23 protein-coding genes are annotated in these 26,868 nt (G+C 70.1%); 9 read left to right on the forward strand and 14 right to left on the reverse strand.

Annotated elements, in window-relative coordinates:
• Positions 1 to 7: 7 nt before the first annotated feature.
• A complete protein-coding gene (locus tag OG430_RS16385; RefSeq protein WP_327353238.1) occupies positions 8 to 928 on the reverse strand; it encodes a LysR family transcriptional regulator in 921 nt (306 codons plus the stop codon).
• Positions 929 to 1,027: 99 nt separating this feature from the next.
• Here OG430_RS16385 and OG430_RS16390 point away from each other — a divergent pair, with 99 nt between their 5' ends.
• A complete protein-coding gene (locus OG430_RS16390) occupies positions 1,028 to 2,065 on the forward strand; it encodes an NADP-dependent oxidoreductase (RefSeq protein ID WP_327353239.1) in 1,038 nt (345 codons plus the stop codon).
• Positions 2,066 to 2,089: 24 nt separating this feature from the next.
• Here OG430_RS16390 and OG430_RS16395 read toward each other — a convergent pair whose 3' ends face one another.
• The gene (locus OG430_RS16395) at positions 2,090 to 2,626 is read right to left on the reverse strand and encodes a GNAT family N-acetyltransferase (RefSeq protein WP_327353240.1); all 537 of its coding nucleotides are present in this window, start codon (positions 2,624 to 2,626) and stop codon (positions 2,090 to 2,092) included.
• A gap of 29 nt (positions 2,627 to 2,655) precedes the next feature.
• Complete coding sequence (locus OG430_RS16400; RefSeq protein WP_327359119.1) at positions 2,656 to 2,961, reverse strand: NIPSNAP family protein; 306 nt, start codon at positions 2,959 to 2,961, stop codon at positions 2,656 to 2,658.
• Positions 2,962 to 3,019: 58 nt separating this feature from the next.
• On the opposite strand from OG430_RS16400, the gene OG430_RS16405 reads away from it, so the two are divergent.
• Positions 3,020 to 3,721: a nitroreductase family protein gene (locus tag OG430_RS16405; RefSeq protein WP_327353241.1), complete on the forward strand. Its 702-nt coding sequence runs from the start codon at positions 3,020 to 3,022 to the stop codon at positions 3,719 to 3,721.
• Here OG430_RS16405 and OG430_RS16410 read toward each other — a convergent pair.
• On the reverse strand, positions 3,700 to 4,392 hold the full coding sequence (locus OG430_RS16410) for a tyrosine-protein phosphatase (protein ID WP_327353242.1): 693 nt from the start codon (positions 4,390 to 4,392) through the stop codon (positions 3,700 to 3,702). The two genes, OG430_RS16405 and OG430_RS16410, sit on opposite strands and share 22 nt — an antisense overlap.
• 101 nt (positions 4,393 to 4,493) lie before the next feature.
• On the opposite strand from OG430_RS16410, the gene OG430_RS16415 reads away from it, so the two are divergent.
• Positions 4,494 to 5,387: an alpha/beta fold hydrolase gene (locus OG430_RS16415; protein WP_327353243.1), complete on the forward strand. Its 894-nt coding sequence runs from the start codon at positions 4,494 to 4,496 to the stop codon at positions 5,385 to 5,387.
• 206 nt (positions 5,388 to 5,593) lie between these two features.
• On the opposite strand, the gene pruA is transcribed toward OG430_RS16415, so the two are convergent.
• Together pruA and OG430_RS16425 are read right to left on the reverse strand one after the other, a co-directional pair.
• On the reverse strand, positions 5,594 to 7,225 hold the full coding sequence (gene pruA / locus OG430_RS16420) for an L-glutamate gamma-semialdehyde dehydrogenase (protein ID WP_327353244.1): 1,632 nt from the start codon (positions 7,223 to 7,225) through the stop codon (positions 5,594 to 5,596).
• A gap of 55 nt (positions 7,226 to 7,280) precedes the next feature.
• Positions 7,281 to 8,207, reverse strand: a complete 927-nt coding sequence (locus tag OG430_RS16425; protein WP_327353245.1) for a proline dehydrogenase family protein — start codon at positions 8,205 to 8,207, stop codon at positions 7,281 to 7,283.
• A gap of 166 nt (positions 8,208 to 8,373) precedes the next feature.
• On the opposite strand from OG430_RS16425, the gene OG430_RS16430 reads away from it, so the two are divergent.
• A complete protein-coding gene (locus tag OG430_RS16430; protein ID WP_327353246.1) occupies positions 8,374 to 9,609 on the forward strand; it encodes a PucR family transcriptional regulator in 1,236 nt (411 codons plus the stop codon).
• Positions 9,610 to 9,626: 17 nt separating this feature from the next.
• Here OG430_RS16430 and OG430_RS16435 read toward each other — a convergent pair whose 3' ends face one another.
• A complete protein-coding gene (locus OG430_RS16435; protein WP_327353247.1) occupies positions 9,627 to 9,962 on the reverse strand; it encodes a DUF4190 domain-containing protein in 336 nt (111 codons plus the stop codon).
• 158 nt (positions 9,963 to 10,120) lie between these two features.
• Between OG430_RS16435 and OG430_RS16440 the strand changes: the two genes are divergently transcribed.
• The 3 genes from OG430_RS16440 to OG430_RS16450 all read left to right on the forward strand — a co-directional run bounded on the left by OG430_RS16440 (position 10,121) and on the right by OG430_RS16450 (position 13,198).
• The gene (locus OG430_RS16440) at positions 10,121 to 11,350 is read left to right on the forward strand and encodes a sensor histidine kinase (protein ID WP_327353248.1); all 1,230 of its coding nucleotides are present in this window, start codon (positions 10,121 to 10,123) and stop codon (positions 11,348 to 11,350) included.
• A gap of 26 nt (positions 11,351 to 11,376) precedes the next feature.
• Positions 11,377 to 12,096 (forward strand): response regulator transcription factor, encoded by a 720-nt coding sequence (locus tag OG430_RS16445; protein ID WP_327359120.1) that lies wholly within the window; start codon positions 11,377 to 11,379, stop codon positions 12,094 to 12,096.
• Between the two features lie 346 nt (positions 12,097 to 12,442).
• The gene (locus OG430_RS16450; protein ID WP_327353249.1) at positions 12,443 to 13,198 is read left to right on the forward strand and encodes a nitroreductase/quinone reductase family protein; all 756 of its coding nucleotides are present in this window, start codon (positions 12,443 to 12,445) and stop codon (positions 13,196 to 13,198) included.
• On the opposite strand, the gene OG430_RS16455 is transcribed toward OG430_RS16450, so the two are convergent.
• The gene (locus tag OG430_RS16455; RefSeq protein WP_327353250.1) at positions 13,105 to 13,728 is read right to left on the reverse strand and encodes a TetR/AcrR family transcriptional regulator; all 624 of its coding nucleotides are present in this window, start codon (positions 13,726 to 13,728) and stop codon (positions 13,105 to 13,107) included. The genes OG430_RS16450 and OG430_RS16455 overlap by 94 nt on opposite strands.
• 110 nt (positions 13,729 to 13,838) lie before the next feature.
• Here OG430_RS16455 and OG430_RS16460 point away from each other — a divergent pair, with 110 nt between their 5' ends.
• On the forward strand, positions 13,839 to 15,407 hold the full coding sequence (locus tag OG430_RS16460; protein ID WP_327353251.1) for an MFS transporter: 1,569 nt from the start codon (positions 13,839 to 13,841) through the stop codon (positions 15,405 to 15,407).
• A 184-nt stretch (positions 15,408 to 15,591) separates the two neighbouring features.
• Here OG430_RS16460 and serA read toward each other — a convergent pair whose 3' ends face one another.
• The 6 genes from serA to OG430_RS16490 form a co-directional block, all read right to left on the reverse strand.
• Positions 15,592 to 17,202 carry a phosphoglycerate dehydrogenase gene (gene serA / locus OG430_RS16465; RefSeq protein ID WP_327353252.1) on the reverse strand — a complete coding sequence of 537 codons (1,611 nt, stop codon included), beginning with the start codon at positions 17,200 to 17,202 and terminating at the stop codon, positions 15,592 to 15,594.
• 391 nt (positions 17,203 to 17,593) lie between these two features.
• Positions 17,594 to 18,592 carry a ketol-acid reductoisomerase gene (ilvC, locus tag OG430_RS16470; protein WP_327353253.1) on the reverse strand — a complete coding sequence of 333 codons (999 nt, stop codon included), beginning with the start codon at positions 18,590 to 18,592 and terminating at the stop codon, positions 17,594 to 17,596.
• A gap of 149 nt (positions 18,593 to 18,741) precedes the next feature.
• Entirely contained in the window at positions 18,742 to 19,266 is a 525-nt protein-coding gene (gene ilvN, locus OG430_RS16475) for an acetolactate synthase small subunit (RefSeq protein WP_327353254.1), read from the reverse strand.
• A 26-nt stretch (positions 19,267 to 19,292) separates the two neighbouring features.
• Positions 19,293 to 21,167: an acetolactate synthase large subunit gene (locus OG430_RS16480; RefSeq protein WP_327353255.1), complete on the reverse strand. Its 1,875-nt coding sequence runs from the start codon at positions 21,165 to 21,167 to the stop codon at positions 19,293 to 19,295.
• Positions 21,168 to 21,376: 209 nt separating this feature from the next.
• Entirely contained in the window at positions 21,377 to 24,229 is a 2,853-nt protein-coding gene (locus OG430_RS16485; protein ID WP_327359121.1) for a putative bifunctional diguanylate cyclase/phosphodiesterase, read from the reverse strand.
• A gap of 381 nt (positions 24,230 to 24,610) precedes the next feature.
• A complete protein-coding gene (locus tag OG430_RS16490) occupies positions 24,611 to 25,597 on the reverse strand; it encodes a 2-hydroxyacid dehydrogenase (RefSeq protein ID WP_327353256.1) in 987 nt (328 codons plus the stop codon).
• Positions 25,598 to 25,726: 129 nt separating this feature from the next.
• Here OG430_RS16490 and OG430_RS16495 point away from each other — a divergent pair, with 129 nt between their 5' ends.
• Positions 25,727 to 26,731 carry an aldo/keto reductase gene (locus tag OG430_RS16495; protein ID WP_327353257.1) on the forward strand — a complete coding sequence of 335 codons (1,005 nt, stop codon included), beginning with the start codon at positions 25,727 to 25,729 and terminating at the stop codon, positions 26,729 to 26,731.
• The last annotated feature ends 137 nt before the right edge of the window (positions 26,732 to 26,868 follow it).

Genomic DNA, 26,868 nt, shown 5'->3' on the forward strand with positions numbered 1-26,868 from the left:
ACGGGTCTCACTGGAGCGGCCCCTTCGCCGCCGCCCGCAGCTCCCGGATCAGGGCCCGCACGGAGGCGGTCCGGGCCAGCTCAGGGGTGGTGACGTAGCCGACGGAGCGGGTCGGGCGCTCCGGTCCGAGATCGGTGATCTCGAGTGTGAGCGGTGCTCCGGTAAGGGACAGTTGCGGCATCACCGCCATACCGAGACCGCTGCTCACCATCGAGAGCACCGCTCCGTCGTCCTCGGCCCGTACCTGCGCCGGCGGCAGCCACTCCTGGTCCCGCCACCAGTCGCGGGTGTACGAGCTGCAGTTCTCCAGCCAGTCGACCAGGGGCAGCGAGCGCGGATCGGGGTGGCCGACCGGGTGCACCAGGAAGTACGGCTCCTCGACGAGCACGCTCGCGATCAGCTCCGGCGGCACCGGTGTGCTCGTCCCGATCGTGGCGATCCCCAAGTCGGCGTGCCCATCGGCCACTTCGCCCGCCGTGCCGCGCCCCACCTCGCGCACGATCCGCACCTCGGGCGTGATCCCGGGGTGCCGGGCGCGCAGCCGCTCAAGCGCGGCCGGCAGCAGATACAGGGCCGCGCTGCGGAACGCGGCGATGCGCAGGGGCCCGGTCAGGGTCTCGTCCGTGGCATCCGCGGAGGCGGCGGAGGCGGCCCGCGCCTCCGTGGCCAGGGACTCGTACAGGCGCAGGATGCGGCGGGCGTGGGCGACCGCGCGTTCACCGGCGGGGGTCGGGGTGGCGCCGCTGCGGCCGCGTTGGAAGAGCACTGCTCCGATCTTGCGTTCGCTGCCGCGTACCGAATGCGAGACCGCGGACTGGGTCAGGCCGAGCGCCGCGGCCGCCGCCGAGAAGCCGCGCTCGCGCTCGACCGCGACGAGAACGCGCAGCTCGTGCGGCGCCAGATCCTGGTCGAACCTGCCGGCTGACACCTGGTCTCACCTCGTCGTATGAGGGCCGCTCATGGATGCGGCCGTTGTATGAGCGCAACCCTCTACTTCCGCGCCTGATTCCCCCGTACGTTCCTGATCATGACGAACAGCACCACGGCCGGGGCCTCCGCGCCCGCGCCCCTCACCGCCCGCACCACCGCCCTCACCGTGCACCAGACGGCCCGTCCGGACGGCTTCCCGACCCGTGAGCACTTCGCCTTCGTGGAGTCCGAGATCCCCGCGCCCACGCCGGGCACGGCCCTGGTGGAGACGCTGTACCTGTCCGTGGACCCGTACCACCGGGAAATGATGGACGGCGACTTCGAGCTGAACGCGCCGCTGGAGGGCCGCACGCTCGGCCGGGTCATCGCGTCCCGCGAACCGTCGCTGCGCGAGGGCGAGATCGTGCTGCACCGGCAGGGCTGGCGTACGCACGCGCTGGTCGCGGCGGACGAGGTGCGCCGGATCCCCGCGTTCGACGGGGTGCCGCTGAACGCGCACCTGAGCGTCTTCGGCGGGACCGGCCTGACCGCCTATGTGGGGCTCACCCGGATCGCCCAACTGCGGGAAGGGCAGGACCTGTTCGTGTCGGCCGCGGCGGGCGGGGTCGGGACGGCGACCGGCCGGTTCGCGAAGCTGCTCGGTGCCGGCCGGGTGGTCGGCAGCGCGGGCACCCTTGAGAAGGTCGAGTACCTGACGGACGAGGTGGGTTACGACGCCGCCTTCGACTATCGCGCCGGGCCGGTCGGCGAACAGCTGGCGCGGGTGGCGCCCGACGGGATCGACCTGATGGTGGACAACGTCGGCGGAGAACACCTGGCTGCCGGGATCACGGCGCTGCGCGAGTTCGGGCGGGTGGTGCGGATCGGCACGGTCGGCCAGTACAACACCCCGGACTCGCCGCCCGTGCTCTTCAACCACGCCGACGTGGTGGAGAAGAGCCTGCGCATCGAGGGGTTCCTGGTGCGCAACCACTACGACGTACAGCAGGAGTTGTACGAATTCGCCGTGCCGCATCTGCAGGCGGGGCGGCTCCGCCTGGACGAGACGGTGGTGGACGGGTTCGAGTCGATCGTGGACGCGTTCTCGTCGATGCTGCGGGGCGGGAACGTGGGGAAGATGATCGTCCGCGCGTGACCCCGAAGGTCATCTGGAGGTCCCCTAGAGCACGTCCCCGTCCCGCCAGTCGAAGACCAGCTCGTCCGGCGGGGACAGCTCGGCCCGGCCGGGCCACAGGAACGTGGTGCCCTCCTCCTCGCGCATGCGGTGGATGCCGGAGGGGCTCAGCGCCGCGATCCGGCCGGGCCACACCTGCCAGCCGCGGGCCGTGTACAGCGTGGCCCCCTCCTCGGACGCGGAGAGCGCACCGAAGGCGTAGGCGCCCTCGACGACCCGTTCCAGGGCGGCCATCACCTGCCCGCCGAGCCCGCGCCGCCGGGCGTCCGCGCGGACCGCGACCGCCTCGACGTACCCGACGCGGTACGAGCGCCCGGCGTGCAGCACCCGGCGCTGGACGACCGAGCCGTGGGCGAGGAACACGCCCGCGTTGTCCTGCACGCAGACGTGGATGCCGCCGAGGCCGTGGTCCCAGTCCTCGTCGCTGAAGTCGCCCTCGAAGGCGTCGTCCAACAGGGCCCGGACGGCGGCGAGTTCGGCCCGGGTGAGGTCCGCGGTGTGTGCGGTACGCAACGTGGTCACCGGGACAAGGTACTCAGGCGGGCGGCAATTCAGTCCAAGGGCCGCAGGAACCGGCGTTCGTACCGCTTGATGCACTTGGTGCGCCGGGCCAGTTCGAAGGCGGCCTGGCACTCGGGGTCGGCCATGCTGTCGGTGCGATAGCGCTCGTACGAGGCCAGGCTCGGGAACGAGAACAGGGCGTACGCGATGTCGCTGTCGCCCTCCCCGCTGGGCAGGAAGTAACCGTGGTGGTTGCCGCCGAAGCGGTTGACGAGGTCGACCCAACGGCGGCCGTAGTCCTCGAAGTCGGCCAGCCGGTCGGGGTCGATCTCGTACCGCAGATGAATGGTGATCACGTGCTTGATCATGCCGGACCCTGGCGCGGTCCGGCACCCCCGCAGCAGACTCGGCACCATGTCACCCACCACTGAGGCGTGGACGCCCATCCATGGCACCCCCTACCGCCCCGTCCCCTACCACCCCGCGCGGATGTCCCACGAGGAGTCCCTCGCGCGGGCGGCCGAGCTCCGGGAACGCATGCAAGAGCGCCGCACGGTACGGCAGTTCGCCCCGGACCCGGTCCCCGACCAGGCCGTACGCGACGCCATAGCCTGCGCCGCGACCGCGCCCTCCGGCGCGCATCAGCAGCCCTGGACCTTCGTCCTGGTACGCGACCCGGAGGTGCGCCGCGCCATCCGCGAGGCCGCCGAGCACGAGGAGCAGATCAGCTACGACGGGCGGCTCGGCGAGGAGTGGCTGGCCGCGCTGCGCCCGATCGGCACCGACGAGATCAAGCCCCATCTGACGGACGCGCCCGCGCTGATCGTCGTCTTCCAACAGCGGTACTGGCTCGGCGAGGACGGCACCAAGCACAAGCACTACTACGTCGACGAGTCGGTCGGCATCGCGGTCGGCATGCTGCTGTCCGCGCTGCACCTGTCCGGGCTCGCGGCGCTGATCCACACGCCGAGCCCGATGAAGTTCCTGTCGCAGGCCCTCGGGCGACCGTCGAACGAGAAGGCCTTCGCGGTGATCCCGGTCGGGTACCCGGCCGATGACTGCCAAGTACCCGACCTGGTGCGCAAGTCGCTGGATCAGGTGCTGGTCGAGGTCTGAGCGGTACGCGCCCGCAGGCGCAGGGCGGTCAGTTGCTCGTCGGTGATCCCGGCGACCCGCAGATAGTCCTCCGCCTTGAACCAGTCGAGCACTTCGAGGGCGGCCGAGTGCGGGGTGAGCCCGCGCTCGGCCAGGCCCGCGTCGCAGTCGGCGGATTCGACCTGGGCGCGTGCGTAGCCGAGCGCGTAGTCGGCGGCTGTCGCCTCGGGCTCGACGCCCAGGGCCGCCAGGACGACCAGGGCCATCAGGCCGGTACGGTCACGGCCCGCCGCGCAGTGGAAGGCGATGCCGCCTTCGCCGGCCTCCACGAGGGCGGTGACGACCACTGCGACGCGCTCGGGGAAGTGCGCCAGGAACGGCCGGTAGTAGACCGGAGTGCCGTACTCCCAGCCGCCCCACCACTTGTCCCAGAACTCACGGTCCTCGATGCCGTCGATCGGGACGCGAAGCGTGGTGATCCCATCCGGTCTCGGGGCGGTGTCGGTGCCGTACTCGTCTTCGTTGCGCAGATCGATGACGGTACGTATCCCGTACGCGTGCGCCTGTCGCCATCCCTTGGCGGTGAGCTTGTCCAAGCTGTCGGCGCGCACCAGGGCGCCGGGGCGGATGTCGCCCAGGCCGCCGAGGTCACGGACGTTGTGGCAGCCGTCCCAGTCCAGGTCCCGATTCACCTAACCCCCTACTTGCAGTTGACCAGTTAATGCCGATCATGCTGTACTTCATTGCATCACAACCGCCAAACGAACTTTTAAGGGTTAGGTAGGGCAGAGGGATGAGCAGCACGCCACAGCAGTTCCGGCACCAGGTCCACCACCGCACCGTCGAGGTCCGCGGCCTGGAGGTCTTCTACCGCGAGGCGGGCCCCGCGGAGGCCCCCGTCCTGCTCCTCCTGCACGGCTTCCCGACCAGCTCGCACATGTTCCGCGACCTGATCCCGCTGCTCGCCGACCGCTATCGCGTGATCGCCCCGGACCACATCGGCTTCGGCCGCTCCGCGGCGCCCGCCGCCTCGGACTTCTCGTACACCTTCGCCGAACTCGCCGCGGTCACAGGGGAGTTCACCGAAGCGCTCGGGCTCGACCGCTTCGCGCTCTACATCCAGGACTACGGCGCCCCGATCGGCCTGCGGCTCGCGCTCGCGGACCCCTCGCGGATCACGGCGATCATTTCGCAGAACGGCAACGCGTACGAGGAGGGGCTGGGCGCGGACGCGTGGGCGCCGGTGCTCGCGTACATCGCGGATCCGAGCGAGGCGACGGCCGAGCCGGTCCGTGGCATCCGCTCGCTGGAGGGCATCAAGTGGCAGTACCTGCACGGGGAGCCCGACCCCTCGCTGGTCTCGCCCGACGGGTACCACCACGATGCGGCGCTGATGGCGCGCCCCGGCCAGGACGAGATCCAGCTCGGCCTGATCGGCGACTACGGCTCCAACTTCGAGCTGTACCCGGCGTTCCAGGCCTACTTCCGGGAGTCGCAGGTGCCGTTGCTCGCGGTGTGGGGCGAGCACGATGAGGTCTTCGTGCCGGAGGGGGCACGGGCCTTCAAGCGTGACCTGCCGTCGGCGGAGGTGCACTTGCTGCCGGCCGGGCACTTTGCACTGGAGTCGCAGGCGTCGGCTGCCGCCGGGCTGATCTCGGACTTCCTGGCGCGGGCCGTCGGGGCGTGAATTTCCCCCACCCCACCCCTTCCCGAAATCCTGCGGAGCTGTGTCCTCAAACGCCGGACGGGCTGATGCATGGCTGATGCATCAGCCATGAATCAGCCCGTCCGGCGTTTGAGGACAATCTTTGACCGTCAGGTCACCACCCACCCCCGCCCACCCCAAGCTCCGCAGGATTTCGGGAAGGGGCGGGGTGGGGTGAAAGAGGAACCTCAGCCCATGTGCGGGTAGCGGTAATCGGTCGGCGGGACCAGGGTCTCCTTGATGGCGCGAGTAAGGGTCCAGCGCATCAGGTTCTGCGGGGCACCGGCCTTGTCGTTGGTGCCGGAGGCGCGCCCACCACCGAACGGCTGCTGCCCGACAACCGCACCCGTCGACTTGTCATTGATGTAGAAGTTGCCCGCCGCATAGCGGAGCTTCGACATCGCATCGGCAGCCGCCGCACGGTCGGACGCGATGATCGAGCCGGTCAGGGCATACGCCGAGACGGACTCCATCTGCGCCAGCATCTCCTCGTACTTGTCGTCCTCGTACACGTGCACGGCCAGGATCGGGCCGAAGTACTCGGTCGTGAAGACCTCGTTCGAGGGGTCGGAGCACTCGATGACCGTCGGCCGGACGAAGTAGCCCACCGAGTCGTCGTACGTGCCACCGGCCACGATCGTGCAGGACGCGTCCGCCGCGGCCCGGTCGATCGCGGCCTTGTTCTTCGCGAAGGCACGGTCGTCGATGACGGCGCCCATGAAGTTGTCGAGGTCCGTGACGTCACCCATGGTGATGCCGTCGACCTCGGCCGCGAACTCCTCCTTGAACCCGGAGTTCCAGATCGAGGCCGGAACGTACGCACGCGACGACGCCGAGCACTTCTGGCCCTGGAACTCGAACGACCCACGGGTCAGCGCGGTCTTGAGGATCGCGCGGTCCGCCGACGGGTGCGCGACGACGAAGTCCTTGCCGCCGGTCTCGCCCACGATGCGCGGGTAGGAGCGGTACTTCTCGATGTTGTTGCCGACGGTCTTCCACAGGTGCTGGAAGGTCTTCGTCGAACCGGTGAAGTGGATACCGGCGAGCTCGGGGTGCTCAAGGGCGACATCGGACACGGCCAGACCGTCACCCGTGACCAGGTTGATGACGCCCTTGGGGAGGCCCGCCTCTTCCAGGAGCTGCATCAGCAGCACGGCCGCGTGGGTCTGCGTCGGGGACGGCTTCCACACGACGACGTTGCCCATGAGGGCGGGCGCGGTCGGCAGATTGCCCGCGATGGCGGTGAAGTTGAAGGGCGTGATCGCGTAGACGAAGCCCTCGAGCGGGCGGTGGTCCATGCGGTTCCACACGCCCGGGGAGTTCGCCGGGGGCTGCTCGGCGAGGATGTCACGCGCGTACTTGACGTTGAAGCGCCAGAAGTCGATGAGCTCGCAGGGGGTGTCGATCTCGGCCTGCTGGGCGGTCTTCGACTGGCCCAGCATCGTCGAGGCGGCCAGCGTCTCGCGCCAGGGACCGGCAAGCAGCTCGGCGGCGCGCAGGATGATCGCGGCGCGGTCGTCGAAGGACATCGCGCGCCAGGCCGGGGCGGCGGCGAGCGCGGCGTCGACGGCGTCCTGCGCGTCCTGCTGCGTGGCGTTGCGGTAGGTGCCGATGACGGCCTTGCGGTTGTGCGGCTGGACGACCTGGAAGGCCTCGCCGCCGCCCATCCGCTGCTCACCGTTGATGGTCATCGGGAGGTCGATGGGGTTCTCGGCCAGCTCCTTGAGCTTGGCTTCGAGGCGGGCACGCTCGGGCGAGCCCGGGGCGTAGCTGTGCACCGGCTCGTTGACCGGGGCGGGGACCTGGGTCACAGCGTCCATGAGTTCCTGAACTCCTTTTGAGAGGGGTGGGAGTGGAAGGGGCTCAGCCCTGGGGCTAGTTCTTGGTGATCATCGAGCGTACGAAGAACAGCAGGTTCGCCGGCTTCTCGGCGAGGCGGCGCATGAAGTAGCCGTACCAGTCCGTGCCGTACGCGGTGTACACACGCATCCGGTGTCCCTCGGCGGCGAGCCGCACGTGCTCCTCGCTGCGGATGCCGTACAGCATCTGGAACTCGTACTCGTCCAGCTTGCGCCCGGCGCGCCGCGCGAGCTCCTGGGCGATGGAGATGAGGCGCGGGTCGTGGGACCCGATCATCGGGTACCCCGAGCCCTCCATCAGGATCTTCATGATGCGGACGTACGCCTTGTCGATCTCGGCCTTGTCCTGGAAGGCGACCTCGGCGGGCTCCTTGTAGGCGCCCTTCACGATGCGCACCCGGCTGCCGGCCGCGGCGAGGCGGCGGGCGTCGTCCTCCGTACGGAAGAGGTAGGCCTGGATGACGCAGCCGGTCTGCGGATAGTCCTTCCGCAGCTCCTCGTGGATGGCGAACATCGAGTCGAGGGTGGTGTGGTCCTCGGCGTCCAGGGTGACCGTGGTGCCGATGGAGGCGGCGGCCTCGACGACCGGGCGGACGTTGGCGAGGGCCAGCTCGTGGCCGCCTTCGAGCGCCTGGCCGAACATGGACAGCTTCACGGACATCTCGGCCTTGGCGCCCAGGCCCAGGTCCTCCAGGTGCTCGATCAGCTCCATGTACGCGTCGCGCGCCGCGTAGGCCTGCTCGCGGGTGGTGATGTCCTCGCCGACCACGTCCAGGGTGACCTCGAGGCCCTTGCCCACGGTCTCCTTGATGATCGGGACGACCTGGTCGACGCCCTCGCCGGCGATGAAACGGCCGACGACCTGCTTGGTGCCCGGGGCGGCGGACACAAAGCGGCGCATCTTGTCGCTGCGGGACGCGGCGAGGATCACGGGACCCAGCACGGGGCACCTCCAAGGAGCAGGAGTTGAAGGGGGCCGTATCCGGGTCGGGTGTCCGAGGCGGGAGATCCCTTCGGAACGGCACGTGGAACCACCGTGAAAACTAAGGATTGCTTCGATCCTGAACCATCGACAGGTGTCACGCATCCGTGCCCCACATCTCAGACATATGTATGAGATCAGCGCTCCGGTGCCGCACAATGGCTCTGTGAAGGGCGACTACCAGGACCTGGTCGACGAGATCTCCGTGCTGCTCGGGGCCCCCGCGACGCTGGAGAACCGCGATTTCGGACTGATCGCCTTCGGCGCGCACGACAGCGACAGCGATCTCGGCGGGTTCGAGCTGGATCCGGTCCGTACGCGATCGATCCTGACCCGGAAGTCGACCGCGGCGGTCCGCGCCTGGTTCGAGGGCTTCGGCATCGCCCGGGCGACCGGCCCGGTACGGATCCCGGCCGCGCCCGAGGCGGGCGTCAACCGGGGCCGGCTCTGTCTTCCGGTACGCCATCGGGGCGTCGTCCACGGCTACGTATGGCTGCTCGCCACCGACGCCGAGACGGGCCCCACCGATGAGCGCCTGGCCGCCGCCATGGAGGTGACCGAGCGGATCGGGGTCCTGCTCGCGGACGAGGCCTCGGCGGGGGACGACGTGGCCCGGGAGTTCCGGGCCGTGCTCACGGCGGGGCGGGGCTGGCAGCGCGACATGGCCCTGGCGGCGCTGCGGGCGGCGCTCGGGCCGAGTGCGGACGATCTGCACGTCGTGGTGTGCGTGGCGCCCTGGCCGACCGCGGACGCCCCGAGCTCACGACGGGTGCCGGGCACGGCGGCCCTGTGCCCCGTGCCCTGGTCCGCGGCCGGCGGCTCGCCCGACCAACTCACGGGACCCGACGCCGGGATCGCCCTCGCCGCCCTGATCCGGCTGCGCTCGACCGACGCCCTGGACCCGGCACGCACCGGCGCGGCCCGCCTGATCGAGGCCGGCGGCGGGCGCTGCGCCGCGGGCATCGCCGTCCCGCGCCGTGGGCTCGCCGAACTCCCGGACGCCTGGCGGGAGTCGGTGGCCGCCGCCCGTGCCGCGACGGCGCGCGGGAGCGGCCTTGCGACCGCTCCGGCGATCGAGGAGTGGGCCACCCTCGGCCCGTACCGCCTGCTCACCGCGCTCCCCCCGGGCGCCGCCCACGACCCGACCGTGCGCGAACTGCTCGCACAGCCCGAACTCGCCCGCACCGCCGAGGTGTTCCTCGACCACGCGGGCCAGGCCGGCCGCACCGCCGCGGCCCTCGGCATCCACCGCCAGACGCTCTACTACCGCCTGTCCCGCGTGGAGAAGCTCACCGGCCTCGACCTGGACGAGGGCGAGGACCGGCTGCTGCTGCACATGGCACTGAAGGCGGCGCGGCTGTAGCGCGTGAAGGAAAGTCGTCAATTCCCGGTGAGCTGCTCGTGGACGCACTGCTTGTACTGCCGGAAGCTGTCGGGCCGGTAGCACTCCTGCGTCTTGTTGGCGTACCAGACGAAGAAGACGGCGACCAGGACGGACACCACGATCGCGAGGGCCGACGTCACCACGCCGGTGAGGGCCTTGCCCCGGCCGGTACCGGTCCGCCTGGCCGTCGTCAGGGCGACGATGCCCAGGATCAGGCCGATGGCGCCGAGCAGGCCGCCGATGAAGAAGAGCGACGTGCTCAAGCCGATGACGCCGAGCACCATGGCGGCCCCGGCCGGGCGGTTGGCCGATGCCGTGTCATGCGGCCGCATCTCTGTTCCTTGCGTGTTCATCAAACGTCCTCCGGTCAACTGCTCAGGGCACGATCCTGACTTCGGGGTCGCGGATGCACATCGCGGGAAGGCGGGAGAAGGTGCTCCCTCGATCGGGGGAGGCCGCCCGTGAGCTGCCCGGACATACTGGGGCGACAATGATCAGGGGAATCCGGCCGCTGCTGCGCGGCTCCACGTATTCGGGGATGCTGTTCGCCTATTGCGGCGCGTTGGCGAGCCTTCCGCTGCTGCCTTTCGCTCTGCTGCCGACACTGGCGCGGCCATCCGCTCCTTATGGAGTGCAGGCCGTCCTGGTCCTCCTGGCCTGGGCAGCACTGATCGGCTCGGTCGGTCTTGCCCGCACCACGCGGCGGGCACTGATCGCGTTCGCCCGCCACATGCTGAGGGTGCCGTTGCCGGACCCTGCCGCCGTGCCGTCCGGCGCCGACCGTTGGCGGACTCCCCTCTGGCTGCTGCTGCACGTGGCGCTGGGGTGGACAGGGGCTCTGACGAGCGGCGTGCTGATCCTCATGGGGATCGCCCTTCCCGGGGACTGGCTCGGTGCCGAAGCCGGGCTGAGTCTGTTCGGCAGGTCGCTGCGGTCCGACGGCGGATGGCAGAGCTGGGTCGTGGCGCTCGGCTGCCTGCTGCTCGCGGCAGTTGTGTGCGCGGTGGTGACGAGCGTGCTGCGGTGGCTGGCGCCGAGGCTGCTCGGTCCTTCGTCGGCCGAGCGGCTCGCGCTGATGGCCGAGCGGGAGCAGCGCCTTGCCGAACGCAACAGGCTGGCCCACGAGTTGCACGACTCGATCGGGCACACGCTGACCGCGACCACGATCCAGGCGGCGGTGGCGGGCGAAGTGCTTTCCGCCGACCCGGGGGCGGCACGGGCCGCGCTGCGCAGCATCGAGGAGTCGGCCAGGGCCGCCCTTGAGGACCTGGACTACGTACTGGGCGTACTGCGCGAGGAGAAGGCGGAGACGGCACCGACCCGGACCCTGGCCGACCTGCCCGAGCTGCTCGACCGGTTGCGGCACGCGGGCGCGGTCCTCGAGGTGGAGCTGTCGGGCGAGTTGGCACAGGTGCAGGGGACGCTCTCCCGGGCCGCGTACCGGATTCTGCAGGAAGGGCTGACGAACGCGTTGCGGCACGGGACGGGCGGTCCGGTCGCGGTCCGGGTGGCGGCGCTGCCGGACCGCCTTGAGCTCGGCGTGGTCAATGGCGCGGGCGCGGGCACGCGTACGGGCGCGGGTGTCTTCAGGACATCCGGGCACGGCCTGCCCGGCCTCGCCGAGCGCGTGCGGTTGCTGCACGGTGAGATCGAGGTCGGCCCGGACGGGCCGCGGCACTGGCGGTTGGCGGTCCGACTGCCGGTACGGGTGTCGGCATGACCGGCTCCGACGCGAGCTCGGCCGACATGACCCACGCCGGCTCCCACCCCGCCCCCACCAGCCCTGCCGGCACCCCCGTCACCCTCTTGATCGCGGACGACGACGAGGTGACCCGCAGCGGTCTACGCACCTTGCTCGCGGCGCAACCGGGGATCACGGTGGTCGGGGAGGCAGCCGACGGCGTCGAGGCGGTCGAGCAGGCGCTGCGGCTGCGCCCTGACGTGGTCCTGATGGATGTACGGATGCCGCGCCGCAACGGGATCGAGGCCACCCGGCAACTCCTCGCCGAGTCGGCCGAGTCAGTGGCGTCGGCCGAACCGCCGAAAGTCGTGGTGATCACCACCTTCGAGAACGACGGTTACGTCACCGCGGCGCTCAGCGCGGGGGCCAGCGGGTTCGTGCTCAAGCGGCTTCCGGTCCGGCAGATCGCCGAGGCGGTACGCGTGGCGGCGGCGGGCGAGGCGATCCTCTTCCCGGCGGCCCTGCGCCGGATGGTCGCCGCCCGCCCGCTGGGCTCCGCCGAGGCGTTGCCGAAGGCGGCGCTGACGGAGCGGGAGGAGGAGGTGCTGCGGCTGATGGCCACCGGTCTGTCCAACCCGGAGATCGCGCAGTCGCTCAGGGTGAGCCTGGAGACGGTGAAGACGCACGTCGGGAACGTGCTGACCAAGCTCGGTGCGCAGAACCGGACCCACGCGGTGGTGATCGCGTACGAATCAGGTCTGGTGGTACCGGGGTTCACCGGCTGAGTCGCGGTCCCCGTACGCGCTGGCAGCCGCCGGTCAGCGCGCGCTGGCAGCCGCCGGTCAGCACACGTTGACAACCACCGGTCAGCGCGCGTTGACAGCCGCTGGGCCGCTGGTTCTAATGGGGAACGTGCAGCGCGGCGCCGGCCGAAGAGAAGTGGGCAGGCCGGCAGCCGAGCGAGCACCTTTCACCAAGGGATCCGCCTTGAGTTCACACTCCGCGCACTGCGCCTTCTGACGCGAGCGCGCCGCCCCGTCGCGCGCCCTCGCTGTCTTCTTTTCCTCTTCCTTCCGTACGCCTCGTAGGCCCTCGCCTCCGCGTACGCGCACCCTTGGAGTTCCCATCAGCATGCCCACGCACGGCCGCCTCCGTCTGACCACCACCGAAGCGGAGTCCGGCGCGAAGCGCACCACAGAGCTCGACTACGTACGCAGCGAAGGCCGCCTCACGGTCGTCGTCCCCGGCCCCGGCTCCCCCGGCTGGTACCGGGACCTGCTCGACCACCCCTTCGTCGAAGTCCGGCTCGACGAGCAGGAGTTGGGGCTGATCGCGGTCCCGTCCGAGGACGGCCGCACCGTGGCCCTGGAACGCGCCCCGGGCGAGAACGGCGCGGCCCCCGCCGAGGTCCGCACCCTCGCCGACAAGCTCCTGGAGATCCACGCCTGGCTGCGGGCCCAACTCGCCCACGTGACCGCGGAGTCCGAGGCGCACTTCGCCTCCCCGAACGGCTCCGGGGCACCCCTGGGCCTGCAGATCCGCCAGCACTGCCTGGCCTTCTGCGAGGCCCTGAGCCACCACCACAACGGCGAGGACGCGGGCGTCTTCCCGGGCATCGCGGCCCACCACCCGCACCTGCGGGAGACCCTGGACCGCCTCACCGAGGAGCACCGCACGGTCGCCCGCATCAAGGAGGGCCTGGTGGCCCTCCTCGCCGACATCGGCACGGCCGACCCGGAGCGCTTCCGTACCGAACTGGCCCGCATGTCAAAGGAGTTGACCGCCCACCTCGACTACGAGGAGGAGTGGCTGATCCCCGTGCTCGCGGAGGTGCCGTTCCCGCCCATGCGCGACACGGCCCGCCGCAGCCCCTCGGTGAGCTCCTGAGCGCTGGCCGCCGTGCCCGGGTCGAAGGTCCACTGGGCGATGAGGCCCATCATCAGCGTCGTATAGAACTTGCCGAGGGTGGCCACGTCGTCGTCCGGGATCGCGGACTCCTCGACGCCCATCAGCATGGAGATGAAGCCACGCGAACCCTCGGCCTGGGCCTTGGCCAAGTGATCGCGGACCGCGGGCACCTGGTCGCCCATGACGACGATCTCCATGCTGAGCCGCCACAGTGAGTCCGGCCCCTTCATGCCGGCGATGACGTTCGTCCAGACCTCCTCGAACCGCTCGACGGATCCGGGCGGCGCCGACAGGCCCGACCGCCCGGATCCGTCGAAGTCCTCGGACGCCTGCTCGACCAGGGCGATGTACGCCTCGGCCAGGAGCGTGTCCTTGGAACCGTAGTGATAGCCGATGGACGCCAGATTCGTCCCCGACTCCTTGACGATGTCGCGCGCGGTCGTGCGCACGAAGCCCTTTTCCAGCAGGCAGCGCTTGGCGCCTTCGAGCAGATCCTCACGGTGTCCCATGCCCGGCAGCCTACCTCTCGCACAGACAAGTGTCCTAGACCCACGTCCTATACCTACGTTTTACACACTCGTTCTAGACAAGCGTATGGGACATGCGTACAGTCCTGCTCATGACGAACCCGAAGCACGACACCGACAGCGCGGCCACCGGCAGCCCGGAGCGCGCCGGCCGCAAGGAATGGACCGCACTCGGCGTCCTGATGCTGCCGCTGATGCTGGTCTCGATGGACGTCTCCGTCCTCTACTTCGCCGTCCCCGCCATCGACGCGGACCTGGCACCGAGCGCCACCCAGCAGCTGTGGATCTTCGACATCTACGCGTTCGTGCTCGCGGGTCTCCTCATGACCATGGGCTCGCTCGGCGACCGCATCGGCCGCCGCAAGCTGCTGCTCTTCGGCGCAACCGCCTTCGGAGCGGCGTCACTTACGGCCGCGTACGCACAGAGCGCCGAGATGCTGATCGCGTCCCGCGCACTCCTGGGCATCGGTGGGGCGACCCTGATGCCGTCGACGATGGCGTTGGTCCGCAACATGTTCAAGGACGCCGGTCAGCGCGCGAAGGCGATCGGCATCTGGTCCGGCGTGATGGTCGCGGGCATCGCGCTCGGCTCGGTGATGAGCGGCATCCTCGTCGAGCACTTCTGGTGGGGCTCGGTCTTCCTGGTCAACCTGCCCGCGATGGTGCTGCTCCTGGCCCTCGCACCGCTGCTGATCCCGGAGTTCAAGGACCCGGCCCCCGGCCGCTTCGACCTGCTGAGCGTGCCGCTGTCCATGGCCGCCGTGCTGCCGGTCGTCTGGGGCCTGAAGGAGATCCCGGCCGAGGGCTTCAAGCTCTCCTACGCCGCCTCGATCGCGGTCGGCCTGCTCTTCGCGGCCCTCTTCATCCACCGCCAGCGCACGATCGCCTCGCCCCTGATCTCCCCCGACCTCTTCCGCAGCCGCGGCTTCGGCTCCGCCATCACCCTGAACCTCATCTCGGCCCTGGGCATGATGGGTTCGGCCTTCTTCACCACGCAGTACCTGCAGTCGGTGCTCGGCAAGAGCGCGATGGAGGCGGCCCTGTGGGCGCTGCTCCCCTCGGTCCTCATCGGTTTCGCTGCTCCGGTCGCGACCGTGCTCGTCCAGCGGGGTGTGAACCGGGCGTACGTCGTCGCCACGGGCTTCGCCATCTCCGCCTGCGGCTACGGCCTGTTGGCCCTCGCCGGTACGTCGTCGCTGTGGACGGTGCTCGCCGGGGCGGGCGTCCTCGCATCCGGCGCGGTCATCATCGGCTCCCAGCTCACCGACCTGGCGCTCGGGGCGGCGCCGGCCGCGAAGGCCGGGGCCGCGTCGTCCCTCCTGGAGACGGGGACGGAGTTCGGCGGGGCGCTGGGGATGGCGGTGCTCGGGTCGATCGGTACGGCGGTGTACCGGGCCGAGATGCCTTCTTCCGCCCCGGCTGAGGCCCGGGAGACGCTGGGCGGGGCGGTCGCCCTGGCCGGGCAGACGCCGGGGCGTGCCGGGGAAGCGCTGCTCGGCGCAGCACGGGAGGCCTTCACCTCGGGGATGCATGTGGCCGCGCTGGCCGGGGGTGTGCTGCTCCTCGCCGCCGCGGTGCTTGCCGGGGTGACGCTGCGCAAGGTCTCGGTGGCTGCGTCCTCGGAGCGTGTCGAGGCTGAGCCGGAGAAGGTGCCGGCGTAGGAACCTTCTCCCTCAAACGCCGGACGGGCTGACTTGGTCAGCCCGTCCGGCGTTTGAGGACAAAGGGGGCTAGGGACGAAGCCCCAGGCCGTCCGCAGGACTTTCGGGAAGGGGCGGGGTGGGGAAAAGAAAACGGGGCCCGGGCCCGCCCACACGGCGAACCCCGGCCCCGTCAACGTACAAGCTACGCAGTCAGGTTGACCGAGCGAGCAGAGGTCGCACCGATCTCCTCGCCCAGCTCCGCAAGGACACCCGCCGGCACCACGTCATCCACCGTGAGCACGGCAAGCGCCTCGCCCCCGACGTCCGCACGGGACACCTGCATACCGGCGATGTTGAGGCCCGCCTCACCGAGCACCCGGCCCACCGTGCCGACCACACCCGGCCGGTCCGCGTACCGCAGCACCGCCATGTGATCCGCGAGCGCGAGGTCGATCGAGTGCTCCCCGATCGCCACGATCTTCTGCAGGTGCTTGGGCCCGGCCAGCGTCCCGGAGACCGCGATCTCCTCGCCACCGGTGAGCGTGCCGCGCACGGTGACCACGTTGCGGTGGTCCGGCGACTCCGACGAAGTCGTCAGGCGCACCTCGACACCCCGCTCCTGCGCGAACAGCGGAGCGTTCACGTACGACACCGTCTCGTCGACGACGTCCTCGAACACGCCCTTGAGCGCGGAGAGTTCGAGCACCTTGACGTCGTGCTGGGTGATCTCACCGCAGACCTCGACGTCGAGCCGGGCGGCCACCTCACCGGCGAGCGCGGTGAAGATCCGGCCCAGCTTCTCGGCGAGCGGAAGGCCGGGACGTACGTCCTCGGCGATGACCCCGCCCTGGACGTTCACCGCGTCCGGCACCAGCTCGCCGGCGAGCGCGAGGCGCACCGACTTGGCGACGGCGATGCCCGCCTTCTCCTGCGCCTCGTCCGTGGAGGCGCCGAGGTGCGGGGTGCAGACGACCTGGTCGAGCTCGAAGAGCGGGGAGTCCGTGCAGGGCTCCTTCGCGTACACATCGAGGCCCGCACCGGCCACGCGGCCTTCCTTGAGGGCCGCGTACAGCGCGGCCTCGTCCACGATCCCGCCGCGCGCGGCGTTCACGATGCGGACGTGCGGCTGGACCTTGTGCAGCGCCTCGTCACCGATGAGACCGAGGGTCTCGGGGGTCTTGGGCAGGTGCACGGTGATGAAGTCGGCGACCTCGAGCAGCTCGTCGAGGGTCAGCAGCTTCACGCCCATCTGCGCGGCTCGCGCGGGCTGTACGTAGGGGTCGTACGCGACGATCTTCATGCCGAAGGCCGACATGCGCTGGGCGACCAGGACGCCGATGCGGCCGAGGCCGACGACGCCGAGGGTCTTCTCGCTGAGCTCGACGCCCGTGTACTTGGAGCGCTTCCACTCGCTGTTCTTGAGCGCGGTGTTGGCCTGCGGGATGTTGCGCGCGGTGGCGATGAGCAGGCCGCAGGCGAGCTCGGCGGCGGTCACGATGTTGGACGTCGGGGCGTTGACGACCATGACGCCGGCCTTGGTGGCGGCGGACACGTCCACGTTGTCCAGACCGACGCCTGCGCGGGCGACGACCTTCAGCTTCTTGGCGGCCGCGATGGCCTCGGCGTCGACCTTGGTCGCGGAGCGGACCAGGATGGCGTCGACGTCGGCGATGGCGGGGAGCAGCTCGGCGCGGTCCGCGCCGTTGCAGTGCCGGATCTCGAAATCCGGGCCCAGAGCGTCGACGGTCGCGGGGGAAAGCTCCTCCGCGATCAGTACGACGGGTTTGGCAGCGGTGGCAGGGTTCGAGCTCACGTGGGTCCTCACAAGTCCAGTGCGGACGGCCGTCCCGACGGCCGCAGGCGGTGGAGGGGAAGCGGCGCCGGGGGATTGCGGGTGCGTCCTCGCGTCGTTCGGTGCGTGCTCTCGGTGTGCCGGACGAAGGTCCTCGTAGCGGAGCTACTAGGACCTTTGGCCGGTGCGGCGAGAGTGCGTGCCGGGCGGCGTGGGGGCGTGCCTGCAATTCCTCGGGGTCGCTGTGCCGCGTGGAAGACGCACGACGCTGTGGGCCTGACGCGTATGTGTTGAGAAGTGTAGTGGCGGACACGGGGTGGTTTTCCTCCGTATCGGAAGGATCACTCGTCCGTGGTCGGCCACCGTGTACAACAGGGCCGGACCTTCCGGTCCGGCCCTGTCGCGCTGAGGCTTACGCCTCTTCGTTCACCCAGCTCATGAGCTTGCGGAGCTCCTTGCCGGTGGTCTCCAGGAGGTGGTTCTCGTCCTGGGTCTTGTACTCGTTGTACTTCTTCAGGCCCGAGTGGTACTCGTCCATCCACTGCTGGGCGAAGGTGCCGTCCTGGATCTCGGCGAGGACCTTCTTCATCTCGGCCTTGGTCTGGTCCGTGATGATCCGGGGGCCGGTGACGTAGTCGCCCCACTCGGCGGTCTCGGAGATCGACCAGCGCATCTTCTCCAGGCCGCCCTCGTACATGAGGTCCACGATGAGCTTGAGCTCGTGCAGGCACTCGAAGTACGCGATCTCCGGCTGGTAGCCGGCCTCGGTCAGGGTCTCGAAGCCCGCCTTGACCAGCGCGGCGGTGCCGCCGCAGAGCACGGCCTGCTCGCCGAACAGGTCGGTCTCGGTCTCCTCGGTGAAGGTCGTCTTGATGACGCCGGCGCGGGTGCCGCCGATGCCCTTCGCGTAGGAGAGCGCCAGCTCGAAGCCCTTGCCGGTGGCGTCCTGCTCGACGGCCGCGATACACGGAACGCCGCGGCCCTCCTCGTACTGGCGGCGGACCAGGTGGCCCGGGCCCTTGGGGGCGACCATGCAGACGTCGACACCGGCCGGCGGCTTGATGAAGCCGTAGCGGATGTTGAGGCCGTGGCCGAAGAACAGCGCGTCGCCGTCCTTCAGGTTGTCCTTGATGGACTCCTCGTAGACCTTGGCCTGCAGCGGGTCCGGGACCAGGATCATGATGACGTCGGCCTCGGCGGCGGCCTCGGCGGGGGTCACCACGCGCAGGCCCTGCTCCTCGGCCTTGGCCTTGGACTTGGAGCCCTCGTGCAGACCGACGCGGACGTCGACGCCCGAGTCGCGCAGGGACAGCGCGTGGGCGTGGCCCTGGCTGCCGTAACCGATGACCGCGACCTTGCGGCCCTGGATGATGGACAGGTCTGCGTCGGCGTCGTAGAACAGCTCGGCCACTTCGGGTCTCTCCTTGGTCTGGCGGGTTGCCCTCACAGTACGTGGGGGCGGGGGTGCGGGGTTTTGGAGTCTCGGGATGCGGGCCGAAGGTCACGGTGGTCCGTGACCAACGGCCCGCGGGCGTCGGGCTTTGGGCCCTGCCCGGTCGATCAGGCGGAACGGTCCAGGGCGCGCAGCGAGCGGTCGGTGATGGACCGCGAGCCGCGGCCGATGGCGACCGCGCCGGACTGCACGAGTTCCTTGATGCCGTAGGGCTCCAGCATCTTCAGCATGGCCTCCAGCTTGTCGCTGGTGCCGGTCGCCTCGATGGTGATCGCCTCGGGTGCGACGTCCACGGTCTTGGCGCGGAACAGCTGGACGATCTCCACGATCTGGCCGCGGGTCTCGTTGTCGGCGCGGACCTTCACCAGGACGATCTCGCTGGTGATGGCCGAACTCGGCTCGAGTTCAACGATCTTCAGTACGTTGACGAGCTTGTTGAGCTGCTTGGTGACCTGCTCGAGCGGCAGCGACTCGACGTTCACCACGATGGTGATGCGGGAGATGTCGGGGTGCTCGGTGACTCCCACGGCGAGCGAGTCGATGTTGAAGCCGCGGCGCGAGAACAGGGCGGCGATCCGGGCCAGGATGCCGGGCTTGTTCTCGACCAGGACCGAGAGCGTGTGCTTGGACATGTCTTCTCTCTCAGTTCTCTCGGTTCTCAGTCGTCCGCGCCGTCGCCGAAGTCGGGGCGCACGCCCCGCGCGGCCATGACCTCGTCGTTGGAGGTGCCGGCGGCGACCATCGGCCAGACCTGGGCGTCCTCGTGGACGATGAAGTCGATCACGACGGGGCGGTCGTTGATCTCGTTCGCCTTGGCGATGATCGCGTCGAGGTCGGCCGGGTCCTCGCAGCGCATCGCGACACAGCCCATGGCCTCGGACAGCTTGACGAAGTCCGGGACGCGGGTGCCCTTGCGCGCGCCCTCGCTGGCGCCGCGCTGGGAACCGGCGTTCTCACCGGTGTCCTCGCTGTGCAGGACGGTGTTGGAGTAGCGGCCGTCGTAGAACAGGTTCTGCCACTGGCGGACCATGCCGAGGGCGCCGTTGTTGATGATGGCGACCTTGATCGGGATGTTGTTCAGGGCGCAGGTGGTCAGTTCCTGGTTGGTCATCTGGAAGCAGCCGTCGCCGTCGATCGCCCAGACCGTACGTTCCGGCCGGCCGGCCTTGGCGCCCATGGCGGCCGGCACGGCGTAGCCCATGGTTCCGGCGCCGCCGGAGTTGAGCCAGGTCGAGGGCTGTTCGTAGTCGATGAAGTGGGCGGCCCACATCTGGTGCTGGCCGACGCCCGCCGCGAAGATCGTGCCCTCCGGGGCGAGTTTGCCGATCCGCTCGATGACCTGCTGCGGGGCGAGGCTGCCGTCCGCGGGCTGGTCGTAGCTGAGCGGGTAGGTCTCGCGCCAGCGGTTGAGGTCGGCCCACCAGGCGCTGTAGTCACCGGTGTTGCCCTCGCTGTGCTCGGCCTGGATGGCCTGCACCAGATCGGCGATGACCTCGCGGGCGTCGCCCACGATCGGGACGTCGACCTCGCGGTTCTTGCCGATCTCGGCCGGGTCGATGTCGGCGTGGATGACCTTGGCGTACGGGGCGAAGCTGTCCAGCTTGCCCGTGACGCGGTCGTCGAAGCGGGTGCCCAGGGCGATGAGCAGGTCCGCCTTCTGCAGCGCGGTGACGGCGGTGACCGCACCGTGCATGCCGGGCATTCCCACGTGCAGCGGGTGGCTGTCGGGGAATGCGCCAAGCGCCATCAGTGTGGTGGTGACGGGCGCCTGGGTGAGCTCTGCGAGGACCTTCAGCTCGGCGGTCGCGCCGGCCTTGAGGACGCCGCCGCCGACGTACAGGACGGGGCGCTTGGCCTGGGTGATCAGCTTCGCGGCCTCGCGGATCTGCTTGGCGTGCGGCTTGGTCACCGGGCGGTAGCCGGGCAGGTCGGTCTGCGGCGGCCAACTGAAGGTGGTCATCGCCTGCTGCGCGTCTTTGGTGATGTCCACGAGGACCGGTCCCGGACGGCCGGTGGAGGCGATGTGGAAGGCCTCCGCGATCGTGTGCGGGATGTCCTCGGGCTTGGTGACCAGGAAGTTGTGCTTCGTGATCGGCATCGTGATGCCCATGATGTCGGCTTCCTGGAAGGCGTCGGTCCCGATCGCCTTGGAATTGACCTGCCCCGTGATCGCGACCAGCGGGACGGAGTCCATGTGTGCGTCGGCGATCGGTGTGACCAGGTTGGTCGCACCGGGACCGCTCGTCGCCATGCAGACGCCGACCTTGCCGGTGGCCTGCGCATAACCCGTTGCGGCGTGGCCCGCGCCCTGCTCGTGGCGGACGAGGACGTGCCGGACCTTCTTGGAGTCCATCAGCGGGTCATAGGCGGGCATGATCGTGCCGCCGGGGATACCGAATACCACCTCGGCCCCGACTTCTTCGAGAGAACGAATGAGGGACTGCGCACCCGTCATGTGCTCGACGGGGGCGGACTGCTGTCCTCCGGATCGGGGCCGCGGCTGCGGATGGGCCCCGGTGGCCTGCTCGGTCATCGGCGTCTCTTCTCGAAGCTAAGGGGGTTTTGCGAGGGTATGTGAGGTGCCAGTGCAACAAAAAACCCCTCGTGCCCGGAGGCAAGCGAGGGGAGCGCGTCGGAATGGTGCGGCTGAGTGCGTGACCTCAGCGGCTAGCCGACGCGCTTTCCAAGTACGAGAATTCGGGTGCGCATGGCAATGACCCTCTCCCCGGCCCCCCGGATGTGTCAAGTAGGTGGGACGGCCGTCTCATTATGTGAGCGGCGCGGGGCACCGCCCGCGAAGGCCGGTTCGACCGGCGCACCGGGCAGCGGATAGTGCCCGCCGGACAGCGCCCGGCGCAGCCGGTATTCGTCCAGCGGCCCGGAGAACGCCATGCCCTGACCATGGGTGCACCCCATCGCGCGCAACGCGATGACCTGCTCGGGAAGGTCCACACCATCCGCCACGGACTGCAGTCCGAGGTCGGTGGCGATCCTCAGCAGACCACTGGTGATCTTGTGGAGTCTGGCCGATTCCACCACGCCCTCGATGAGTGAACGGTCGAGCTTCAGTACGTCCACGGGGAGGCGGCGCAGTGCGGTGATCGCCGCATGACCGTTACCGAAGCCATCCAGGGCGATCCGGACGCCCAGCCGGCGCAGCGTGGTCAAGCGACGCTCCAGCTCGTCGAGCGCAACGCGCGCGTCGCTGTCCGCGAGCTCGATGATCAGCGCCCCCGAGGGCAGCCCGTGCCGGGTCAGAAGCGCCTCGATGGAGCCGAGCGGCATGGAGCGGTCCAGGAGCCGCTGGGCGCTCATGCGGACGGTCACGGGCACGGCATGCCCCGTACCGGCGCGCTCGGCGGCCTGTTCGACGGCTTCCTCCAACATCCAGCGGCCGAGCTCGGCGGTGCGGTCGTTGTCGTCGGCGACGCGCAGGAATTCGGCCGGGGTGAAGAGGATCCCCTGGGCCGAGCGCCAGCGGGCCTGGGCGGCGACCGCGTTGATCCGGCCGGTGTCGAGGCTGACCACGGGCTGGTGGAGGAGCGCGAACTCGCCGTCGTGCAGGGCGGTACGCAGCCTCGTCGCGAGCTCCGCCTTGCGGACGACCTCGGCCTGCATCTGGGGCGCGTACAGCACGACCCGGCCCTTGCCTGCGGCCTTGGCCCGGTACATCGCCAGGTCGGCGTTGCGCAGCAACTCGCCCGCGGTGACGCCTGGTTCGGCGAAGGCGATGCCGATGGAGGCCGCGACCCGGACCTCGCTGCCGTCGATGTCGTACGGCTGCGAGAGTCTGAGGCGCAGACGGTCGGCCAGCTCGTGGATGTGGTGCTCGCGGGCGGTGCGGTCGCGGGTGCCGTCGCCGAGGATGAGCGCGGCGAACTCGTCGCCGCCGAGCCGGGCCGCGGTGTCGCCCGCGCGCACGGATTCGTCCAGTCTTCGGGCGGCCTGGACGAGGAGTTCGTCGCCCGCCTGGTGGCCGATGGTGTCGTTGACCGCCTTGAAGCCGTCCAGGTCGATGAAGAGCACGGCCGTGCCGCGGTCGGTGATGCGCCGGCCGTTCAGCGCCTGGCCCACGCTCCGGGTGAACAGGGCCCGGTTGGGCAGGTCGGTGAGCGGGTCGTGCTCGGCGTTGTGCTGCAACTGTGCCTGCAGGCGCACGCGTTCGGTGACGTCCCGGCTGTTGAAGATGAGGCCGCCGTGGTGGCGGTTGACCGTCGACTCGACATTGAGCCAGGCGCCGGTGCCGGACTTGAAGCGGCACTCGATGCGCGTCGTGGGCTCGTCGGCGAGGCTGGCGGCGAGGAACCTGCGGACCTCGTGGACGACCCGGCCGAGGTCCTCGGGATGGATGAGCGAGGCCAGCTCCGAGCCCTTCAGCTCCTCGGCGTCCCTCCCCCACACGCCGGCGGCCGCCGGGCTGACGTACCGCAGAATGCCGTTCGGCGCGGCGATCATGATGACGTCGCTGGAGCCCTGCACCAGGGAGCGGAAGTGGTTCTCCTTCTGGGCGAGTTCCTGGGTCAGCGTGAGGTTGTCCATCAGCATGATCGCCTGGCGCACCACGAGGGCGAGGACCACGGTGCAGGCCGTGAAGAGGACGACGCGGTCGGCGCTGTGGCCGTTCAGCGTGTTGTAGAGAATCCCCAACGTGCAGACGGCCGCGGCCAGATACGGGGTGAGCGCCGCCAGTGAGCCGGCGATCTGCCGGTTGGCGCGGGCGGCGCGCCCGTCGCGAGGCGACTGCGGAGCGGCGTCGCTCCCCCAGGGCCGGTCGCCCGGTCCGGGCTTGTCGGCCCCGTCCTGGTCGCCCGGCGACTCGAGGGCCGGGTGGCCGGGGCGGGTCGCGGCCCACGGCGCGTACGCGAGGAGCAGCGAACCGGCGAACCAGCCGGCATCCAGGATCTGGCCCGAGCGATAGCTCTCACGCAGCAGCGGCGAGGTGAACAGCGCGTCGCACACGACGGTCAGGGCCAGCGCGGCGATGGCGGTGTTGACCGCCGAGCGGTTCGCCGACGAGCGCCGGAAGTGCAGCGCGAGGACCATGCTGACCAGGACGATGTCGAGCAGCGGGTACGCGAGGGAGAGTGCGGCCTGCGCCACGCTGCGGTCGTCGAACTCGGCGGTGTGCGCGAGGGCCAGGCTCCAGGAGAGCGTGAGCAGCGAGCCGCCGATCAGCCAGGAGTCGAGCGCGAGACAGACCCAGCCGGCGCGGGTGACGGGCCGCTTGGCGAGGACGAGGAGGCCGATGATCGCGGGCGGCGCGAAGCACAGGAAGAACAGGTCGGCGATGTTCGGGCTGGGCACCTCTTGGTCGAGTACGACCTCGTACCAGCCCCAGACCGCGTTCCCCAGGGCCGCCATCGCGGAGGAGAGCGCGAACAGGAGCCACGCGGGTCGAAAACGGCTCTGCCGACTGCGCGCGTAGAGGAAACAGGAGACGGCGGCGGTGGCCGCCGCGATGCTCAGGCCGAAGTCGCCCATGAACAACGACAGTTGTTCCGAACCCCAGCCGAGCGCGGAGCCGGCGGCATAGCCGCCGCACACCAGCGCGAGCATGAGCTGCGAGACCAGACCGGACCGGCCGCCACCGGACATCGGGGGGCGGGCCAGCACCGCCCCGGGGGCGCTCACCGGGCCGCCCGGCTCGGCAGTCCGGTTCGGCAGGTCCTCCTGCGCCTGAGTCCGGTCGGCGTGCGCAAGGGTCGCCGCCGGCGGCCCTGCCGCGTCGGATCGTTCGTCCATAGGCCGTGCATCGCCCGTCGCCCCCCTCGCAAGTCCTCGGGTCTGTGAAAAGACACAGTCCCCGGCTCTTACCGGCGCCGAACGGTGCACGGCGCAGCCCCTGTCGGGACGATACACCAGTCCCGTCACTCAGGGACATAGTTCCTCTACTCTCCGTGACGACCAGGACTGTTATGGACACTGGGTGCACGTGAGCCGTGGCAGAGGGTGCGCGAACGTGGCGATTGTGTGCGCCTACTGCGGCGACTCCGCGGTGGTGAGGACGACGTTGTCGAGGGCCTCTCCGGCGGCGTACCGCTCCAGCTGCGCCACGAGCAGTCGCTTGGCGCGCGGCAGGAAAGCCGAGGAACTGCCACCCACGTGCGGGCTGATGAGGAGGTTCGGAGCATGCCACAGCGGGTGGCCCGCGGGGAGCGGTTCCGGGTCGGTCACATCGACGGCGGCGCTCAGGCGGCCGGCCTCGAGCTCGGCGAGGAGCGCCTTGGTGTCGACGACGGGGCCCCGCGCGACATTCACCAGGAGGGCGCCGTCCTTCATCGTGGCCAGGAAGTCGGCGTTCACCAGGTGGAAGGTGTCCTCGGTGAGCGGCGTGGACAGGACCACCACGTCGGCTGTGGGCAGCAGTTCGGGCAGGGCGCTCAGCGGGTGCACGGCGCCGCGCTCCGTCGTGCGGGCAGAGCGCGCGACGCGCGTCACCCGCGCGCATTCGAAGGGCGCGAGCCGGTCTTCGATGGCCGCACCGATGGAGCCGTATCCGACGATGAGCACCTCCTTGTCGGCGAGCGCGGGATAGAAGCCGGACCTCCACTCCTCCTTCTGCTGTCCTCGTACGAAGCCGGGGATGCCTCGCAGCGAGGCGAGGATCAGCGTCAGCGTGAGCTCGGCGGTGGACGCCTCGTGCACCCCGCGCGCATTGCAGAGGCGCACACCGGGGCCGAGGGCGCCGACTCCCGGCAGGACGTGGTCCATTCCCGCGGTGAGGGTCTGCACGACACGTACCGACGTCATCGCGGACAGGGGGCGCACCGAGACGGCCGCGCCCTTCATATAGGGGACTACGTAGAAGGCGCAGTCGGCAGGATCGGCGGGGAAGTCGGCCCCGCCGTCCCAGAAACGGTAGACGAGCCCCTTCGGGAGGCCTTCGATCTCCTCGGCCGGAATGGGGAGCCATACCTCTGCGTCCACGGCTGGGTTCACGTCTGCGTTCACGTCGTCGGTCATGGTCAGGAGGCTAATCGGAAGGAGGCTGGCCGCGGGACGCGGGACGGGAGAGGTTAGTTTTGGGGCGCGCATCGGTGGGGGCGCGCACCGATGACGGCGGCGGACGTGACAGCGGGAGGGAACCGGCAGGTGGAGCGCAGGACGATCGGGGCTGCGGCGCTCGAAGTGGGCGCGGTAGGACTCGGCTGCATGCCGATGAGCTGGGCGTACACCGCGTCGCAGCAGCACGGCGAGGAGTCGCTGCGCACCGTGCACGCGGCGCTCGACACGGGTGTGACGTTGCTCGACACCGCCGACATGTACGGGCCGTTCACCAATGAACTGCTGATCGGGCGGGTGCTGAAGGAGCGCCGCGCGGATGCCTTCGTGTCGACCAAGGTCGGTCTTCTGGTGGGCGAGCAGCACATCGTGGCCAACGGACGTCCGGGGTATGTGAAGCGGGCGTGCGACGCGTCGCTGCGCCGCCTGCAGACGGATGTCATCGACCTCTACCAACTACACCGGGCAGACCCCGAGGTGCCGGTCGAGGAGACCTGGGGCGCGATGGCGGAGCTGGTGACGGCCGGCAAGGTGCGGTCGCTGGGGTTGTGCGCGGTGGGCGCACGCGCGGGCCGCAGGTCCGGGGCGGCCCTGCACGACGGGACGATCCGCCAACTGGAGCGCGTACAACAAGTGTTCCCGGTGAGCACGATCCAGGCCGAGCTGTCCGTGTGGTCGCCGGAGGCCCTGGACGCACTGCTGCCGTGGTGCTCGGCGCGGGGCGTGGGGTTCCTGGCCGCGATGCCGCTGGGGAACGGTTTCCTCACGGGCACGCTGACGCCGGGCCAGGGCTTCGAGCCCGAGGACGTACGGGCCAGGCATCCGCGGTTCACGGCCGAGATGATGGCGGCCAACCAGCCGATCGTGGCGGGCCTTCGCCGGATCGCCGAGCGGCACGGGACCGGGGTGACTCCGGCTCAGGTGGCCCTCGCCTGGGTACTTACGCGCGGGCCGCACGTGGTGGCGGTGGCGGGGGCCAAGCGGGAGCGGTGGGTGCGGGAGAACTCGGGGGCGGGGGCATGGTCGTTGGAGCTGACGGAGCAGGATCTGACGGAGATCGCGGGGTTGCCCGGGGCTGTGGGGTCTTGGGAGTAGGGGAGTTGAGGGCCTGAGGGCCTGAGGGCCTGAGAGTCGGAGGGCTGGGGAGTCGGGGGCCGGGGAGTTGGGGGCCGGGGAGTTGGGGGCCGGGGAGTTGGGGGGCCGGGGAGCCGAGGTCCGGGGAGCCGCGGTCC

Origin of the sequence: Streptomyces sp. NBC_01304 (genome assembly GCF_035975855.1) — a bacterium.
In the GTDB taxonomy this organism is placed as follows: domain Bacteria; phylum Actinomycetota; class Actinomycetes; order Streptomycetales; family Streptomycetaceae; genus Streptomyces.

Excerpts from the sequence above, each read along its gene's own strand:
- OG430_RS16490 (WP_327353256.1), bottom strand. The coding sequence starts at position 25,597 with ATGACCGACGACGTGAACGCAGACGTGAACCCAGCCGTGGACGCAGAG.
- OG430_RS16460 (WP_327353251.1), top strand. The coding sequence starts at position 13,839 with ATGACGAACCCGAAGCACGACACCGACAGCGCGGCCACCGGCAGCCCG.
- OG430_RS16455 (WP_327353250.1), bottom strand. The coding sequence starts at position 13,728 with ATGGGACACCGTGAGGATCTGCTCGAAGGCGCCAAGCGCTGCCTGCTG.
- OG430_RS16390 (WP_327353239.1), top strand. The coding sequence starts at position 1,028 with ATGACGAACAGCACCACGGCCGGGGCCTCCGCGCCCGCGCCCCTCACC.
- OG430_RS16450 (WP_327353249.1), top strand. The coding sequence starts at position 12,443 with ATGCCCACGCACGGCCGCCTCCGTCTGACCACCACCGAAGCGGAGTCC.
- OG430_RS16440 (WP_327353248.1), top strand. The coding sequence starts at position 10,121 with ATGATCAGGGGAATCCGGCCGCTGCTGCGCGGCTCCACGTATTCGGGG.
- OG430_RS16485 (WP_327359121.1), bottom strand. The coding sequence starts at position 24,229 with ATGTCCGGTGGCGGCCGGTCCGGTCTGGTCTCGCAGCTCATGCTCGCG.
- OG430_RS16480 (WP_327353255.1), bottom strand. The coding sequence starts at position 21,167 with ATGACCGAGCAGGCCACCGGGGCCCATCCGCAGCCGCGGCCCCGATCC.
- pruA (WP_327353244.1), bottom strand. The coding sequence starts at position 7,225 with ATGGACGCTGTGACCCAGGTCCCCGCCCCGGTCAACGAGCCGGTGCAC.
- OG430_RS16415 (WP_327353243.1), top strand. The coding sequence starts at position 4,494 with ATGAGCAGCACGCCACAGCAGTTCCGGCACCAGGTCCACCACCGCACC.
- OG430_RS16430 (WP_327353246.1), top strand. The coding sequence starts at position 8,374 with ATGTATGAGATCAGCGCTCCGGTGCCGCACAATGGCTCTGTGAAGGGC.
- OG430_RS16445 (WP_327359120.1), top strand. The coding sequence starts at position 11,377 with ATGACCCACGCCGGCTCCCACCCCGCCCCCACCAGCCCTGCCGGCACC.
- OG430_RS16405 (WP_327353241.1), top strand. The coding sequence starts at position 3,020 with ATGTCACCCACCACTGAGGCGTGGACGCCCATCCATGGCACCCCCTAC.
- ilvN (WP_327353254.1), bottom strand. The coding sequence starts at position 19,266 with ATGTCCAAGCACACGCTCTCGGTCCTGGTCGAGAACAAGCCCGGCATC.
- OG430_RS16435 (WP_327353247.1), bottom strand. The coding sequence starts at position 9,962 with ATGCGGCCGCATGACACGGCATCGGCCAACCGCCCGGCCGGGGCCGCC.